The 15952-nt window shown below is 71.3% G+C and carries 14 protein-coding genes; 4 read left to right on the top strand and 10 right to left on the bottom strand.

The features are described 5' to 3' along the window. Window positions 1-34 precede the first annotated feature (34 nt). The 4 genes from AAH991_RS13880 to AAH991_RS13865 form a co-directional block, all read right to left on the bottom strand. Complete coding sequence (locus AAH991_RS13880; RefSeq protein WP_346226203.1) at window positions 35-1225, bottom strand: hypothetical protein; 1191 nt, start codon at window positions 1223-1225, stop codon at window positions 35-37. Between the two features lie 163 nt (window positions 1226-1388). Next, the gene (locus AAH991_RS13875; RefSeq protein ID WP_346226202.1) at window positions 1389-2417 is read right to left on the bottom strand and encodes a zinc metalloprotease; all 1029 of its coding nucleotides are present in this window, start codon (window positions 2415-2417) and stop codon (window positions 1389-1391) included. A 185-nt stretch (window positions 2418-2602) separates the two neighbouring features. Then, window positions 2603-2863, bottom strand: a complete 261-nt coding sequence (locus AAH991_RS13870) for a DUF3039 domain-containing protein (RefSeq protein WP_030510937.1) — start codon at window positions 2861-2863, stop codon at window positions 2603-2605. Window positions 2864-2948: 85 nt separating this feature from the next. Next, window positions 2949-4517: a DHA2 family efflux MFS transporter permease subunit gene (locus AAH991_RS13865; RefSeq protein WP_346226201.1), complete on the bottom strand. Its 1569-nt coding sequence runs from the start codon at window positions 4515-4517 to the stop codon at window positions 2949-2951. Window positions 4518-4652: 135 nt separating this feature from the next. Between AAH991_RS13865 and AAH991_RS13860 the strand changes: the two genes are divergently transcribed. Further along, window positions 4653-5300, top strand: a complete 648-nt coding sequence (locus AAH991_RS13860; RefSeq protein ID WP_346226200.1) for a TetR family transcriptional regulator — start codon at window positions 4653-4655, stop codon at window positions 5298-5300. Between the two features lie 87 nt (window positions 5301-5387). On the opposite strand, the gene AAH991_RS13855 is transcribed toward AAH991_RS13860, so the two are convergent. After that, entirely contained in the window at window positions 5388-6425 is a 1038-nt protein-coding gene (locus AAH991_RS13855) for a leucine-rich repeat domain-containing protein (RefSeq protein ID WP_346226199.1), read from the bottom strand. Between the two features lie 364 nt (window positions 6426-6789). Here AAH991_RS13855 and AAH991_RS13850 point away from each other — a divergent pair, with 364 nt between their 5' ends. Next, on the top strand, window positions 6790-8187 hold the full coding sequence (locus AAH991_RS13850) for a cellulase family glycosylhydrolase (RefSeq protein ID WP_346226198.1): 1398 nt from the start codon (window positions 6790-6792) through the stop codon (window positions 8185-8187). Window positions 8188-8371: 184 nt separating this feature from the next. Here AAH991_RS13850 and AAH991_RS13845 read toward each other — a convergent pair whose 3' ends face one another. From AAH991_RS13845 to AAH991_RS13835, 3 genes are all read right to left on the bottom strand, one after another. Next, the gene (locus tag AAH991_RS13845) at window positions 8372-8947 is read right to left on the bottom strand and encodes a YqgE/AlgH family protein (RefSeq protein ID WP_079315330.1); all 576 of its coding nucleotides are present in this window, start codon (window positions 8945-8947) and stop codon (window positions 8372-8374) included. Between the two features lie 105 nt (window positions 8948-9052). Continuing rightward, complete coding sequence (locus AAH991_RS13840; RefSeq protein ID WP_346226197.1) at window positions 9053-10462, bottom strand: NAD-dependent malic enzyme; 1410 nt, start codon at window positions 10460-10462, stop codon at window positions 9053-9055. A gap of 238 nt (window positions 10463-10700) precedes the next feature. Continuing rightward, window positions 10701-11615, bottom strand: a complete 915-nt coding sequence (locus AAH991_RS13835; RefSeq protein WP_346226196.1) for a tetratricopeptide repeat protein — start codon at window positions 11613-11615, stop codon at window positions 10701-10703. A gap of 129 nt (window positions 11616-11744) precedes the next feature. On the opposite strand from AAH991_RS13835, the gene AAH991_RS13830 reads away from it, so the two are divergent. Further along, the gene (locus AAH991_RS13830) at window positions 11745-12251 is read left to right on the top strand and encodes a DinB family protein (RefSeq protein WP_346226195.1); all 507 of its coding nucleotides are present in this window, start codon (window positions 11745-11747) and stop codon (window positions 12249-12251) included. An 11-nt stretch (window positions 12252-12262) separates the two neighbouring features. Here AAH991_RS13830 and AAH991_RS13825 read toward each other — a convergent pair whose 3' ends face one another. Then, the gene (locus AAH991_RS13825; protein ID WP_346226194.1) at window positions 12263-12730 is read right to left on the bottom strand and encodes an Lrp/AsnC family transcriptional regulator; all 468 of its coding nucleotides are present in this window, start codon (window positions 12728-12730) and stop codon (window positions 12263-12265) included. A 66-nt stretch (window positions 12731-12796) separates the two neighbouring features. Here AAH991_RS13825 and AAH991_RS13820 point away from each other — a divergent pair, with 66 nt between their 5' ends. Further along, window positions 12797-14188, top strand: coding sequence for a pyridoxal phosphate-dependent decarboxylase family protein (locus AAH991_RS13820; protein ID WP_346226193.1), 1392 nt, complete (start codon window positions 12797-12799; stop codon window positions 14186-14188). Here AAH991_RS13820 and icmA read toward each other — a convergent pair. Then, window positions 14185-15876, bottom strand: a complete 1692-nt coding sequence (gene icmA, locus AAH991_RS13815; RefSeq protein WP_346226192.1) for a coenzyme B12-dependent isobutyryl-CoA mutase large subunit — start codon at window positions 15874-15876, stop codon at window positions 14185-14187. The genes AAH991_RS13820 and icmA overlap by 4 nt on opposite strands. Window positions 15877-15952: the final 76 nt, after the last annotated feature.

The raw sequence follows: 15952 nt of genomic DNA, 5'->3' as shown, positions 1-15952 counted from the left end.
GCCGTACGAGCGCGCGGCCGGTCCGGCGGTGAGTTCAGCGGGCTCCCCACATCAGGCCCTCGATTTCGGCGCGCGACCGGGGATCGTCGGGATGGGCCAGCCCGAGCAGGACCGTGCTGCCGCCGTCCGGCCGGGTCAGCAGGGTCACCCGCATGAAGGCGGGTTCGTTGACGACGTCGGTGTACTCGGCGCGTACGGCGCGGGTGTGGCCCGGCCGCCCGCCGACGGTGACCGCGCGATCGTCGAGCACGTCGACCTTGTCGCCGTGCAGCAGCAACTGCGTGTAGAGATCGCTCAGGTCGATGACGGCCGAGCGCAGGTTGGGCGGGTCCACCCGGTCGCCGGGGCGGGTCATGACCGTCGCGCTGTCCCCACGCGCGGCGGACGAGGTGAATCCGGTCACGGGCGCGACCACGCCCTCCCGCCACTCGGGCGGCAGCGTGTAGGTGACCCCCGCGATCTGATCGTTGACGACCGTGGGAGGCGCGCTCTCGGCCCGCTGCAGGACCGTGACCACCACCGCGCCGATGACGGCGGCCGAGCAGACCAGCGCGAGACTGCCGACGAGAAGGCGCTGTAACCAGCGAGGCATCCTGCGGGGCGGCGTGTCGGGCGCGCGATAGCGGCGGGCTGAGGGAGGCAGGTCGTCCCCGGGTTTGGCGGGCTCCAGGTCCAGCGAGGGCCACACCGGGCGGTCGGCCGCTCGCCTCTCGGAGACCGGCGCGCCGTACGGACGCGTGAAGCCGCCTCCGGCGCTCTCGGGCCCCGGATAGGCGGGCTTTTCCGGCGTCGCGTCGCCGGGCAGGCGGTACACACCCGGGAAGCCCTCGTCGGCGGGCCGCTGCGGCGGTCGCCTGCCCTCGTGTCCCGCCTCGCCTCTGTCCGGCATCAGGTAGGGGCGGGTGGCGAATCCCCCTTGCGCCGGTTCAGAAGGCCCGTGCCCCTCCTCCGCCGCGTCTCCCGGCAGGCGGTACGGGCGAGCGGCGAAGCCCTCCTGCTCCGGCCCGGCACGCCCGGGCCTCTCCTCCGCCACGCCGCCGGGCAGGCGGTACGCACGGGTGAAGCTCTCCTCCTCGGCCTCCCGGCCGCCGTACGGGCGTGTGGGCCACTGCGGGGGCGACGGCGGCTCGCCCGGAGCGCCGTACGGGCGGGTGGGGCCCTCCTCGGATGGCGGGGACTCCTCCTCGGCGGGGGGCCAGACCCGGCGCATCCACTGGTCATCCACAAAGCCTCCCCGGGCGGCCTGGCCGGGCGCGCGTGGGACGGAACCGGCGAGTGACTCGGCGCTCAGGGCCGGGCGCGAGGCTCCGTGACCATGAACGCTGCTGTGGAGTTACTCACACCCGCGCCGCCGCGTCAACGGCTCAGGGCCGATTCGTCATCACGCCCTATCTCGCGGCCTCTATGACCGCCTCCTCGTCGCCCTGGGCAGCGCTCGGCACCTCGTCGCCGGCGCCGTCCGCGGCGGGCCTCTCGATCGTGGCGGCGGCCTTCCGCGTCCCCGCGTCGGCTCCCAGCGGCGCCGGGCGGCGGTAGGCGTCCCACATCTGGTGGACGCGTACGCCCTGGCCCACCGTGAACTCGCGCATGCAGCGATCCTGGGCGTAGTCCATGAAGTTGTGGATCGGGTCGCCGCCGGGGGCGGGGCAGGTGTCCTTCTTCGAGGGGCAGCCGTTCGTCGGGTACGCCTCGGCCGGGGTGTCGTCCACCGAGTCCCCGGGGGCCTTGCAGCCGTTCTCGAAGGTGTGCAGCAGGCCGAACCAGTGGCCGATCTCGTGCACGGCCGTGAAACCCCTGGCGAAATCGCGCAGCGGGCCGCCCGGGACGCTCCGCCAGTCGATCACCACGCCGTCCAGCACGGGCTCGTCGTCGTACCAGTACGGGTAGGTGGAGTAGCCGAGCACGAGCCGGCTCAGCTGCGCGATGTACAGGTTGAGCGTCTCCGGACCCCCGACCCGCAGCTTCTTCTTCATCGGCTCCTCGAAGCCGAGGGGGTCGCGGAACCAGCTCCGGTTGTCGGTGTGGGTGATGCCCTTGAGCGCGAAGCGCACGCCGGTGTCGGCCCCGCCGTACCCGCCCGAGTAGGCCGTGTTCAGCACGGCGATCTGCCGGGCGACGGCGGAGTCGGGCAGGCCGAGCGCGTGGTCCCTGATGATGTGGACCCACACCGGAACGGTTATCCGCTCGAGGGTGCCGGAAGCACTCCCCCGCCGCGCGGCGTTCCCCCGCTCCGCCGGGTCCTCCCGCCGCGCCGTCCCGAGCCTGCGGGCCAGGTCGGCCGACATCCGGGCGACCTCGTCGGGCCCGGGCTCACGCGGCTCCGCCGCGTGGGTGAGCGCGCCCACGCCGTGCCGGCGTTGCGGCACGGCGTGGCGGGCGAGACAGGCGTCCGGCCGGGAGGCCGGCGAACCGCGCATTCCGGTGCCGGCGTGACCCCCGGTCGCCCGGGAGGCTGCGGACGCCGGGGCGGCGCAGGCGCCGCCCAGCGCGTAAAGGCATGCAAGGAAGACGGCGATGGGTCGCCGAACCATTCGTTCCCCCGATACGGCTGGTCAGAAGGCAGACCCTAGCCGCGGGGGACGTGATGATCCCGTATCGACACTCACTCGCCGGACGGTTCGCCCTTGGGCAGCCCCTCGTAGATCTCCTTGCACTCCGGGCAGACCGGGTACTTCTTCGGGTCGCGGCTGGGCACCCAGACCTTGCCGCACAGGGCCCGCACCGGCGCGCCGGTGACGTAGCTCTCGGTGATCTTGTTTTTGTCGGCGAAGTGCGAGAAGCGCTCGTGGTCACCGTCGCCGTGCGAGAGCCGGGGTGTTACGTCGCTCTCGGGAAGAATCTTCGTGCCGCTCACGGATACCAAGTCTACTGAGCGAGCAGGCGCTCCCGACCCGGACGCGCGTACGGCCCCCGCCGGGTGGCGGGAGCCGTACGGAAGGGAACGGACGTCAGCCCATGTGGACCGGGGCGCCCTCGGTCTTGCGGCCGGCCTTGACGAACAGGGCCAGGGCCGCCGCGACGAGGGCGACCGCCGTGCTCACGACGAAGCCGAGGTGCAGGCCGTCCATGAAGGACAGGTGCGCCGCGTCGGCGACCGTCTTGGCCACCTGGGCCGGGAGCCCGGGCGGGGCCTGGCCCACCGAGGCCAGGGCCTTCAGCCCTTCCATCTCCGCGGGCTTGACGGCCTGCGCCATCGGGCCGAGGTAGCCCGGCAGCACGTCGGCCACCTTGGCGGACACGACCGCGCCCAGGATGGCGGTGCCGAGCGCGCCGCCGACCTGCATCGCGGAGTTCTGCACGCCGCCCGCGACGCCGCTCAGCTCCTCGGGGGCGTTGCCCACGATGATCTCGGTGGCGCCGACGAACACCGGCGACAGGCCGAACGCGAGCAGCACGAACGGGATCGCGGTGTCGGCGAAGGCCGCGTCGACGCTGAGCCGCGACATGAGGAACATGGCGACGGCCGCGATCACCATGCCGCCCGCGATGGTGATCTTCGGACCGAGCTTGCCGATGAGAATGCCCGCGATGGGCGAGGCGACGATCATGCCGGCGCTCATGGGCAGCATCCGCAGGCCGGAGTCGAGCGGCGTGAGCCCGTGCACACCCTGGAAGAAGAACGTGAGGAAGAACATCGCGCCGAACATCGCGAACGACATGAGGATCATGAGGACGGTCCCGATCGAGACCGAGGCGTTGCGGAACAGGCTCAGCTGCAGCAGCGGCTCACGCGCCTTCGACTGCCAGAACAGGAATACGGCCCCGACGACCACGGCGGCGGCGAGGAAGCCGAGCGTCCTGGCGTCGCCCCAGCCCCACTCGGGAGCCTTGATGATGGCCCACACCAGCGCGAACATCGCACCGGACAGCAGCACGACGCCGAGCCAGTCGACCCTGGACAGCGTCTTGGCCTTGCTCTCCCGCAGCGCCCACAGCCCGAACGCCAGAGCCACCACGCCGACCGGCACGTTGATGAAGAACACCGACTGCCAGCTCACGTTCTCCACCAGCAGGCCGCCGATGATCGGGCCGCCCGCGCTCGACAGACCGATGATCGCGCCCCACGCGCCCATGGCCATGTTCAGCTTCTCGCCGGGGAAGGCCGATCGCAGCAACGCGAGCGCGGCGGGCTGCAGCAGCGCGCCGAACAGTCCCTGCAGCACGCGCAGCGCGATCAGCATGCCGATCGAGGACGACAGACCGATGGCGAGCGAGGTCAGCGCGAAGCCGGCGACGCCGATCAGGAAGACCCGCTTGTGGCCGAAGAGGTCGCCGAGCTTGCCGGCCGTGATCAGGAAGACCGCCAGCGCGAGCAGGTAACCGCTGGTCACCCACTGCAGGTCGGCCAGTGTCGCCTTGAGTTCGACCTGGATGACCGGGTTCGCGATCGCCACGACCGTGCCGTCGAGCATGACCATGATGACGCCGAGCGAGACGGCGAGCAGCGTGAGCCACGGATGGCCCTGGCCCCGCCCTGGAGGCGCGTCGGCGTCCACCGCCGATACGGCTTGAGTCATGGAGGTTCCCCCTTAGCAACACCGAGTAGACCCGCAGTAATTTATGTCAGTCGATGACAGATGACAAATCCTTTTATCCGACATACGGTGACATGTGGCAGTACGTGAACCGATGGTTTCGAGGAGGTGACCGCCGTGGGTCTGCGTGAGCGCAAGAAGCAGCGGACGCGGGACGCCCTGATCGACGCGGCCCTCGACCTTTTCCTCTCCCAGGGCTACGAGGCGACGACGATCGACCAGATCGCGGCCGAAGTGGAGGTCTCGCCCAGGACCTTCTTCCGCTACTTCGCCTCGAAGGAGGACGTGGCGCTCTCTCTGACCGCCGACGAGCAGGAGATGTTCCTCGCCGAACTGGTCGCACGGCCGTGGTCGGAGTCGCCGTTCACCGCGCTGAGTCAGTCGATGCGCGCGATGCTGAGCATCCTACGAGAGATCGACGGCGCCGAGGCGGGCAGGATCCTGAAGGCCCAGCGGCTCGTCCACACCACTCCGTCCCTGCTCGCGGGCGCCATGCGGCTGATCAGGGAGAACGAGCGCAGGCTGGTCGCCGAGGTGGCCCGCAGGATGGGAACGGCGCCCGACGACCTGCAGTCCCAGCTCGTCGTCTCGGTCTTCGTGAGCATCGGGCTGCTCTGCATGAACGGGCCCACGGAGGATCTCAACGGCCTGGCACGCCGGTACGAGGACCTGCTCACGCTGGCCGAGCGCTCCCTGCGTCCCGGCTGGGACCTGCCCGTACGCCCCGGTCAGGCGGAGGCGGAGCCGGCGTCGGCCGCGAGCTGACGTCAGCACCACCAAGAGAAGCACAGGGCAGGCACAGGGCAGGCACAGAGCAGGCACAGAGATGGCGCAGAGAAGCACAGAGCAGGCTCAGAGCAGGACGACGCACCCTCGCTCGCGCAGCGGGCGGACGCAGCCGGGCACCTGGTCGAACTTGACCCAGCGCAGGTCGAGTTTCTCCAGCCGGGGCAGCTCCGCCAGCCCGTCGGGCAGTGTGCGGAGACGGGTCGCCCGCAGGTCCAGATGGGTCAGGGCCGTCAGGCGGACCACGGAGTCGGGCAGCCGTTCCAGGGGATTGCCCCGCAGATCCAGGTGGCGCAGCGCGCGCAGCCCGCCGATCGACTCGGGCAGCGCCGCGAGGCGGTTGTTCTTCAGATGAAGTTCGCGCAGCCCGCTCAGGCGTCCGATCGTCTCCGGCAGCGCGGTCAGCCGGTTGTCCTGGACGCGCAACTCGTGCAGGCCGGCCATGCCGCCGATCGTCTCGGGCAGCGCGGCCAGCCGGTTCTCGGCGAGGTTGAGATAGCCGAGCCGGTCGAGCCGCCCCAGCGAGGCGGGCACCGACGTGAAGCCGTTGTCGCTCAGGTAGAGGTAGTCCGTGAGGCAGGGCAGGTCCCCGATCTCCACGGGCACCTCGCGCAGCCGGTTGTGGCCCAGGTCGAGCATGCGCAGCTCGCGGAGGCGGGCCAGGCCGGGAGGAAGGTCCGTGATCTCGTTCTCCGCCAGGACGAGCGACCGCAGCCGGGTCAGCCGCCACAGCGTGTCCGGAACCGTGGTCAGCGCGTTGTGCCCGGCGCCGAGATGTTCAAGCGACACGAGGCGGCCCAGTTCCGGCGGGAGCGCCGCGATCCGGTTGCCGTAGAGCAGCAGGACCCGCAGCCGCTCCAGACGCGCGATCCAGCCGGGCACCGTCGTGAGCGCGTTCCCGTCCAAATCGACATGGCGCAACGTGACCATGTCGCCGAGGGCCGCGGGCAGTGACGCCAGCCCCGCGCCGGGCGCCACCAGGGCGACCGGCACGCCGCCGGCGAACCGTACGGCGCCGGGAGGCGCCCAGCCCGCCGCGGGCACGGCGATGTCGGACGCGGCAGGACTGGGCGTGGCGGAGCCGGGCGCATCACGGCCGGGCACAGCGGCAGCGGGCACATCGGCAGCGGGCACATCGAAACCACACGCATCGGAACCGGGCACGACAGCCGACCCTACAGATCTCCCCGCCCACCGCCACAGGCCAGGCCAGCCCACCCCCACGCCCCACACCGCCGCGAGGCGGCAGCGCCGGCAGGTGAACGTTTCATCGGTGTTTCACGGCTCCGGCGAGAGCCACCGAGGGGAGATCGCGCTGGTCCGGGTGGCCCCCACAGCAGAACCGGTTCAGTTGGAGCAAAGCGATGGCCATCGCCTCGGAGGGCGCTCGCTGTACGGTTCCGGCTCCCCCTGTCTATGGTGCGTTCGGCGCTCCCACCGGCGCCGATCCCCCCACCCGAGGTACAGAATGAGAACACGTTTCATCGCCGCGGGCGCGGCCGTCCTCGCCCTCCTGATGTCGGTGATCGCGATGGCCCAGAGCGCGCAGGCCGCCACCGGACTCCACGTCAGCGGCACGAAGATCCTCGAAGCCAACGGGAACCCGTTCATCATGCGGGGCACCAGCCACGCGCACACCTGGTACGCGAGCCAGACGAGCTCGTTCGCGAACATCAAGTCCCTGGGCGCGAACACCGTCCGCGTCGTGCTCAGCGGCGGCCGCTGGACGGCCAACTCGGCGAGCGACGTCTCCAACGTCATCTCGCTGTGTAAGCAGAACCGGTTAATCTGCGTGCTCGAGAACCACGACACCACCGGCTACGGCGAGCAGAGCGGCGCGTACACGCTCGAGCAGGCGGTCGACTACTGGATCGGCCTCAAGAGCGTGCTGACCGGCCAGGAGAACTACGTCGTCATCAACATCGGCAACGAGCCGTACGGCAACAACAACCCGTCCGCCTGGACCAGCGCGACCAAAAACGCGATCACCAGGATGCGGGCGGCCGGATTCCAGCACATGCTGATGGTCGACGCGCCCAACTGGGGCCAGGACTGGCAGTTCGTCATGCGGGACAACGCCGCCTCGGTCTTCGACACCGACCCCCAGAAGAACACCGTCTTCTCGATCCACATGTACGGCGTCTTCGACACGGCGGCCGAGGTCACCGCCTACCTCCAGGCGTTCCAGACCGCCGGGCTGCCGCTCGTGATCGGCGAGTTCGGCAACATGCACTCGGACGGCGACCCCGACGAGGACACGATCATGGCGCAGGCCCAGTCGCGGGGCGTCGGCTACCTCGGCTGGTCGTGGAGCGGCAACGGCGGCGGCGTCGAATACCTGGACCAGGTGACGAACTTCAACGTCAGCCAGCTCACCTCGTGGGGCCAGCGGCTCTTCAACGGCGCCAACGGCATCAAGTCGACCGCCAAGGAGGCGACGATCTACAGCGGTCAGCCGCCGGTGAGCCCGTCCCCCAGCCCGTCGGTGTCCCCCAGCGCCTCCCCGAGCGCGTCGCCCAGTGCCTCCCCCAGTGCCTCCCCCAGCGCGTCCCCGAGCGGCGGCGCCAAGGGCTGCTCGGCGACCTACAAGGTCAGCAACCAGTGGGGCGGCGGCTTCCAGGGTGAGGTGACCGTCAAGGCCGGCTCCAGTGCCATCTCGGGCTGGACCGTGACCTGGACCTACACCAACGGCCAGACGATCACCCAGGCGTGGAACGCCACGGTCACGTCGAGCGGATCGTCGATCACCGCCAAGAACGTGAGCTACAACGGCGGCCTCGGCGCCGGGGCGTCCACCTCGTTCGGGTTCCTCGGCTCCTGGAACGGCACCAACTCGGTGCCCGCGGTGAGCTGCACCGCGAGCTGAAACGCGGCTGCCACCCACATCGGCTCTCACCCACAGCGGCTCTCACCCACAGCTGCTTTCATCCACAGCTGCTTTCTTCCGCCGCTGCTTCTCATCCACAACGGCTCTCACCCACGGCCGGGCGCGCTCCCCGCGCCCGGCCCCCGCGTGTCTCCGCCCGCCTTCGGAGCGGGGCGCGCCGGGGTCAGTTGAGCAGGGGGTCGTCCGGGAAGGTCGCGACGAGCGCGAGATCCCCCTTCTGCCTGCGTAACACGGTGCGCCAGAGCGTCGCCGGGTTCGGATGGAAGGTGTCCCCCGGCTCGGAGTCCACGACGTACCAGGCGCCCTCCTGAAGCTCGTTCTCGAGCTGCCCGGCGGTCCAGCCCGCGTAGCCCGCGAAGATCCGCATTTGGGAGATCTCCCCCGCGAGGATCTCCGGGGGCGCGTCCAGGTCCACCGTGCCGAGGCGCGAGACCGCGGCCCGGCCCTGCAGCCGGCGCCAGCCGAGAGGCTCTTCGCCGCTGAGCACGACGGCCAGTGCGAGCGCGCTGTCCGTCTGCACCGGGCCGCCCTCGAACAGCACCGGAGGACCCGTGACCAGGGCGTCCCAGGAGGGCAGAACCTGAGTCACGGCGATCTCGCTGGGCCGGTTGAGCACCACGCCCAGAGTGCCGCCGTCTTCGTCGTGCTCCAGGACGAGCACCACGCTACGCCGGAAGTTGGGGTCGTCGAGCAGTGGCGTCGCTACGAGCAACCCGCCGACGTAGATCGCTTCCGCCATACATCCCATCATGAGGGAGGATTGCGGATTCGTGTACGCCGACCCCGGTTCGCCGCGTCATATTACTTATCGCGACGGCGTGGTCACCGTGCGGGACCGAGAGGGTCAGGCCTCGGTGAAGCCGCGCGCCCTGCCCCCGGCCGACTCCCGTACGGCGGCCGCCACGGCGTTGGCCACGTCGGGGTGGAAGACGCTCGGGATGATGTAGTTCGGGCCGAGCTCCTCGCTCGTCACGACCGCGGCCAGCGCCCGCGCCGCAGCCAGGAGCATCTCCGGCGTGACGCCGTCCGCCTGGGCGTCGAGCAGGCCGCGGAACACGCCCGGGAACGCGAGCACGTTGTTGATCTGGTTGGGGTAGTCCGACCGGCCCGTCGCCACGACCGCCGCGTGCTCGCGGGCGTCGTCGGGGGAGACCTCCGGCTCGGGGTTGGCCAGCGCGAACACCACCGCGTCCTTCGCCATGGCGGCGACGTCGTCCCCGGTGAGGATTCCCGGCGCGGAGACGCCGATGAAGACGTCGGCGCCCTTGACCGCGCCGCGCAGGTCACCGCCGTACCCCTCGCTGTTGGTGTGCTCGGCGATCCACCGCAGCGAGTCGTCGAGGTCGTCGCGGCCGAGGTGCACCGCGCCCAGGTAGTCGCAGACGATGACGTTGCGCGCCCCCGCCGCCAGCAGCAGGCGCAGGACGGCGGTGCCGGCCGCGCCGGCGCCGGCCATCGCGATCCGCACCTCGGACAGCTCCTTGCCGACGACCTTGAGCGCGTTCGTCAGCGCGGCGAGCACGCAGATGGCGGTGCCGTGCTGGTCGTCGTGGAAGACGGGGATGTCGAGCAGCTCACGCAGCCGCCGCTCCACCTCGAAGCAGCGCGGCGCCGAGATGTCCTCCAGGTTGATGCCGCCGAAGCCCGGCGCGATGGCGCGCACGGTCGCGACGATCTCGTCCACGTCCTGGGTGTCGAGGCAGATGGGCCAGGCGTCGATGCCGGCGAACCGCTTGAACAGGGCGGCCTTGCCCTCCATCACCGGCAGCGCGGCGGCGGGGCCGATGTTGCCGAGCCCGAGGACGGCCGAGCCGTCGGTGACGACGGCGACGGAGTTCCGCTTGATCGTGAGGCGGCGGGCGTCCTCGGGGTTGCGCGCGATCGCCAGGCTGACCCGGGCCACACCCGGGGTGTACGCCATCGAGAGCTCGTCGCGGTTGCGCAGGGGGACCTTCGACTGCATCTCGATCTTGCCGCCGAGGTGCATGAGGAAGGTCCGGTCGGAGACCTTGTGGATGGCGACGTCCTCGACCGCGCCGAGGCTGTCCACGATCGCCTGCACGTGGTCGGCGTCCTTGGCCGCGCACGTCACGTCGATGCGGAGCTTCTCGTGACCCGCGTTGGTCACGTCGAGGGCGGTCACCACGCCGCCCGCGTTCTCCACCGCATGGGTGAGCAGGCTTACCGCCTTGCCCCCTGCGGGCACCTCGAGGCGCACAGTGATCGAGTAGGACACGCTGGGCACGGTGGCCACGTCTATCCGCTCCTTTGCGGGTGTTGCCTGGCCGTGCTCGCCCGGCTGCTCCAGTTGGGCGCGGCCTCCGCGTGGCGGCCGCGCTCGCGCATCCGGCTGGACGGCTCATGGGTGCTATCCATCGTGCCATCCTCCGCCGGGTGTTTCAGCCCGGACCCGTGCTGTTCACCTCACACTTCGCCCGGGGGCCGCGCGCCGCCGTACCCCCAAAAGGGGCGGCGGGCGCGGCCGGAACCGGTCAGAAGAGCGCGCTGGCCAGCGCCCTGCGCGCGCGCGTAACCGAGGGATCGTCGGCGGGCAGCGCGTCGAACAGGCCGAGCAGGTGGACCCGCGCCTTGTCCCTGTCCGCGCCCCGGGTGCGCCGCACGAGCGCGATGAGCCGGTCGAACGCCTCGTCCACCCGGCCGCCGGCCATCTCCAGATCCGCGGCCTGAGTCTGCGCGTCCACGTCGTCGGCGTTCTCGGAGGCCCGGCGCAGCACGTCGGCCGGGTCGAGGTCCTGCGTGCGCCGCAGCAGCCCGACCCCCGCGAGCCCGATCTTGGCGTCCTCGTCCGACGGCGACCTCGCCAGCAGGCGCTCGTACGCCGCGGCGGCGGCGTCCAGATCGCCCTTCTCCACGGCCTCCTCGGCCGCCAGGAGCTCGGGGTCGACCGGCGGCTCGGCGGGCTGGCCCTCGCCCGGCGCGGCCGGCTCCAGGCCGAGCTGCTCGAACACCTGCGCCAGCGCCTGCCGGAGCTGCGACTCCGGCAACGGGCCCTCGAACAGGGGCATGAGCTGCCCCTGGAAGGCCAGGTAGACGGTGGGCACCGCGCGCATCCGCAGCGCCTGGGCGAGCTGCGGGTCGGCCTCCACGTCCACCCTCGCCAGCACCCACGCGCCGGCCGCCTCCGCGGCCAGCTTCTCCATCACGCCGCTGAACTGCCGGACCTGCTCGGCCCTGGTCACCGTCGCTTCGACGATCACGGGAACGCTCAGCGAGCGCTCCACCACGTCGGCGTTGAAGGTGGCCGAGGTCACCTCGATGACCTCCGCCGAGGCGGCTCCGGCCGGCCCTGCGGCCTCACGCCGCGCCTGGGCCTCGAGTGCCTGCTTGCGCGCGCCGAGGTCCACGGCGCCGTAGAGCGATCCAGGTCGAGAGAACTCCGCTGCCATACCCCCAATCCTGCCGTACGCGCCCGCGTGATCCGTGCGTCCCCGCCGCGGTTCCTCCGCCGGATCGAAGCGGACTCGCGTCCGCCGTAGGGTGAACAGCGCACGTTCGCCACCCGGAGGGAGCAGGACATGGCCGTGGAACGCGTCGGGCCGCCGACCACCGGGGGTGAGCGGGAGATGCTGCGCGCCTTCCTCGACTACCACCGGGCGACGCTCGCGCTGAAGTGCGACGGCCTGTCGGACGAGGAGCTGCGCCGCAGGTCGATGCCGCCGTCGACGCTCTCGCTGCTCGGTCTGGTGCGGCACATGGCCGAGGTCGAGCGCACGTGGTTCCGCCGCGTGATCGGCGAGGAGGACGTGCCGCTCGTCTGGTCGGAGGAGGGCGACTACCAGGCGGCCTACGACCCGAGCGGGTCCACCGGGGCGGAGGCGTTCACCGCCTGGCAGGCGGAGGTCGAGCACTCCCGCAGGATCGAGCGCGCGGCCGAGTCGCTCGACGTCACCGCCTACCAGCCGCGGTGGGGCGAGGAGGTGTCGCTGCGGCTGGTCATGCTGCACATGATCCACGAGTACGCCCGGCACAACGGCCACGCCGACCTCCTGCGCGAGGGCGTCGACGGGACCGTGGGCGCCTGAGACAACCCCCTTCAGCCGACCGGGCCCTGGACGGTCCTGCGCTCGGTACGGAAGATCAGCGTCGTCTCGAGATGGACGATCTCCGGCCGGACCAGGATCCGCTCGAGGATCATGCGGTGCAGGTGATCGGCGTCGGGCACCGCGACGTGCACCAGGAAATCCTGCGGGCCGGCCACGTGGAACAGCGCGATCGTCTCGGGGAGCCCGAGCACGAACGCCCGGAGCGGGTCCACGAGCTGGCTCGTGTGGGGCCGCACGCGCAGCGCCAGCAGCGCCTCCAGCGGCCGTCCGAGCGCCTGCGTGTCGACCTCCGCGCGGAAGGCCGTGATCAGCCCCCGCCGGCGCAGCGACCGCACGCGTTCGAGCGCGGTGGAGGGGGCGACGCCGACCCGCTCGGCGAGATCCTTGTTGGGCAGCCGCGCGTCCTTCTGCAGCAGGTCGAGGATCTTCCTGTCGATCGAATCCAGTTCGGCGGTCACGGGCCTGTTCCTTCCTCGATTCGGCGTTCGTGGCGGACTGACGCCCGGCAGAGCCATTATTCGGGCATGACACCGAATCACACCTGGGACATCGACGACTTCGTCCACGCCGCCGAGGTGACCGTGCACGGGCTCGCCGCGTACGTGCGGGAGAGCCAGGGCGGTACGGTGCCGGTGATCCGCCGCAGACCCCCCGCTGAGCTGGCCGGGCGGCTCGGGCTCGCCCGGTGGATCCGGGAGGGGGGCATGACGCCGGAGACCTACCGGGAGTGGCTCGACGCCTATCTCGTGGAGGGAACGCGGCTGCACCATCCGGCCTACCTCGCCCATCAGACGGCCGCGCCCGACTTCCCCGCCGCACTGGCCGACTTCGTCCACGGCGCGATCAACAACCCCATGGCGATCTACGAGATGGGGGCCGCCGCGGCGACGGTCGAGTTCGAGGTGCTGCGCTGGATGCTCGGCAAGGTCGGCTTCCCCGAGGGCGGCGGCGTGTTCACCCACGGCGGGTCGCTGGCCAACCTGACCGCGCTGCTCGCGGCGCGGGCCGCCGCCGCCCCGGACGCGTGGGCCGAGGGCGTGCCCGGCGATCTCGCCGTCCTCGCGCCGCCGTCGGCGCACTACTCGATCACGCGAGCGGCGGCGATCCTCGGCCTGGGCGAGCGCGCGGTCGTGCCGCTCGACGTGGACGACCTGGGCAGGATCGACGTGGCGCGGCTGCCCGAGGGGCTCGACCGGGCGCGGCGGGCCGGCCGCCGGCCGATGGCCCTGGTCGCCGCCGCGTGCGCCACCGGCACCGGCCTGTACGACGACCTGCGGCCGATCGGCGAGTTCTGCGCCGGTCAGGGGCTGTGGTTCCACGTGGACGGCGCGCACGGAGCGTCGGCGCTGCTCAGCGAGGAGCATCGTCACCTGCTCGACGGCGTCGAGCTGGCCGATTCGGTCATCTGGGACGCCCACAAGATGCTGCGCACCTCCGGCCTCGCGGCCGCCGTGCTCGTCCGGCGCGAGGGCGACCTGGACGCCGCGTTCCGGCAGCAGGCCAGCTACCTGTTCTACGGCGACCAGGGGTTCGACCTGATCGGCAGGACCGTGGAGTGCACCAAGGCCGCGCTCGGGCTGAAGGTGTTCCTCAACCTGGCCTGGCGGGGCGAGCGGGGCCTCGGTGAGCACGTGGCGGGGCGGTACGCCACCGCGCACCGCTTCTGGGAGCTGGCCCGCGAGCGGCCCGGCTTCCACTGCCCGTACGAGCCGGAGAGCAACATCGTCTGCTTCCGCTACGGCGACGGCGACCAGGCCGCGATCCGCGAGACGCTGCTCGAGGAGGGCTCCTTCCACCTGACCTCGGCCGAGGTCGGCGGCGTACGCCACCTGCGGGTGACGGTCATCGCCCCCGCCACCGACGACAAGACCCTGGAGTCCCTCCTCGACCGCGTCGCCTCGCTGGAGGGCGTCTAGAAGGCGGCGGGCTCGGAGTAGGTGCCCCACTCCTCGCGCAGGACGTCGCAGATCTCGCCCAGCGTGGCCTCGGCCCGTACGGCCTCCAGCATGGGCGGGATCATGTTGTCGTCGCCCTTGGAGGCGGCCCGCAGGGCGGCCAGCGCCGCGTCGACGGCCTTCCGGTCCCGCGCGGCGCGCCGCGCGGCCAGCGCCTCACGCTGCTCGACCTCGACCTCGTGGCTGATCCGCAGGATCTCCAGCGGCTGCTCCACGGTCGCGGTGTGGCAGTTGACGCCGACGATCCGCTTGTCGCCCTTCTCCAGCTTGCGCTGGTAGTCGAAGGCCGACTCGGCGATCTCCGACATGAACCAGCCGTCCTCGATGCCCCGCAGGATGCCGGCGGTCATCGTGCCGTCGCCGCCCATCTCGCGGATCCTCGCGAAGATCTTCTCCGCCTCTGCCTCCAGCCGGTCGGTCAGCGCCTCGACGTACCAGGAGCCGCCCAGCGGGTCGACGACGTTGACGACCTCCGTCTCCTCCATGATCACCTGCTGGGTGCGCAGCGCGATCTCGGCGGCCTTCTCCGACGGCAGCGCGAGCACCTCGTCCAGCGCGTTCGTGTGCAGCGAGTTCGTGCCGCCGAGCACGGCCGCCAGCGCCTCGATCGCGGTGCGGACGATGTTGTTGTCCGGCTGCTGCGCGGTCAGCGACACCCCGGCCGTCTGGGTGTGGAAGCGCAGCCACTGCGCCTTCTCCGTGCGGGCGCCGTACACGTCGCGCATCCAGCGGGCCCAGATGCGCCGCGCCGCGCGGAACTTCGCGATCTCCTCGAAGAAGTCGATGTGCGCGTCGAAGAAGAACGACAGGCCTGGCGCGAACACGTCCACGTCGAGCCCGCGCGACAGGCCCAGCTCGACGTAGCCGAAGCCGTCGGCCAGGGTGAAGGCCAGCTCCTGCGCGGCCGTGGCCCCGGCCTCGCGGATGTGGTATCCCGACACCGACAGCGGCTTGTACGCGGGGATCTCGGCGGCGCAGAACTCCATGAGGTCGCCGATCAGCCGCAGGTGCGGCTCGGGGGCGAACAGCCACTCCTTCTGCGCGATGTACTCCTTGAAGATGTCCGTCTGGAGGGTGCCGTTCAGCTTCCCGATCGGCACGCCCTGCCGCTCGGCCGCCACCACGTACATGCAGAAGATCGGTACGGCGGGCCCGCTGATGGTCATGGACGTGGTGACGTCGCCGAGCGGGATGCCGTCGAACAGCAGGTCCATGTCGAGGGCCGAGTCGATCGCCACGCCGCAGTGGCCCACCTCTCCGAGCGAACGGGGGTCGTCGGAGTCGCGCCCCATGAGCGTCGGCATGTCGAACGCCACCGACAGGCCGCCGCCTCCGGCGCCGAGGATCATCTTGTAGCGCTCGTTGGTCTGCCTGGCGTTGCCGAACCCGGCGAACTGCCGGATGGTCCAGGGCCGGCCGCGGTAGCCGGTGGCGTACAGGCCGCGGGTGAAGGGGAACTCGCCCGGCCAGCCGATGCGCCCGAACCGGGGGTCGTCCCCGGAGGGCCCGTAGACGGGGTCCACGTCCAGTCCCGACAGCGTGCGGAACTCGCGATCCCGCTTGAAGGCGGCGTCGTACCGCGCCTGCCATCGGGCCCTGCCCGCCTCGATCGCCTCGATCGCCTCGGCGCCCGTCGCGTCCGGCTCCATGCGTCCCTCCCCGTGTCTCACTCTCCGAGAAGATACTAGGACGTCCTAGTAAATCCGGCCAGCACCCTCCCCCACT

The sequence above is a fragment of the Microbispora sp. ZYX-F-249 genome, from assembly GCF_039649665.1.
Classification (GTDB): Bacteria; Actinomycetota; Actinomycetes; order Streptosporangiales; family Streptosporangiaceae; genus Microbispora; species Microbispora maris.
Note: the sequence above shows the minus strand (reverse complement) of the source record. Positions and strands in the feature narration are given on the sequence as shown.